This window comes from Sporosarcina sp. P29 (assembly GCF_002743265.1).
Classification (GTDB): Bacteria; Bacillota; Bacilli; order Bacillales_A; family Planococcaceae; genus Sporosarcina.
The window spans coordinates 1-431 of the sequence record NZ_PDYX01000093.1 but is presented as its reverse complement, the minus strand read 5'-3'; the positions used below and the strand labels follow the sequence as shown (position 1 = coordinate 431).

Below are 431 nucleotides of genomic sequence, written 5' to 3'. Positions count from 1 at the left end.
CATGCTGAAATCGCGCCCTTCGGTGGCGAATGTTCGCAAAACGAGATCGATCGCCTGAAAAAACGGGCCGACGGCGCCGACTGTATGGCGGTGCTCGGTATCGGCGGCGGGAAAACGTTGGATACCGCCAAAGCGCTGGCGCATTTTATGGACGTGCCCGTTGCCATCGCCCCGACTATCGCCTCCACCGACGCCCCGTGCAGCGCCCTTTCCGTCATTTATACCGACAGCGGTGAATTCGATCGCTACCTGATGCTGCCGCATAACCCGAACATGGTGATTGTCGACACCCGGGTGGTGGCTGGCGCTCCGCCGCGTCTGCTGGCCGCCGGGATAGGCGATGCCCTTGCCACCTGGTTTGAAGCGCGCGCCTGTTCCCGTAGTGGCGCGATCACCATGGCGGGCGGAAAATGTACCCAGGCTGCGCTAGC

1 protein-coding gene is annotated in these 431 nt (G+C 62.6%); it reads left to right on the top strand.

Going from position 1 to position 431, the window contains the following annotated elements:
- On the top strand, positions 1–431 hold a 431-nt coding region (locus tag CSV68_RS16695), incomplete at both ends, for an iron-containing alcohol dehydrogenase (RefSeq protein ID WP_143561028.1).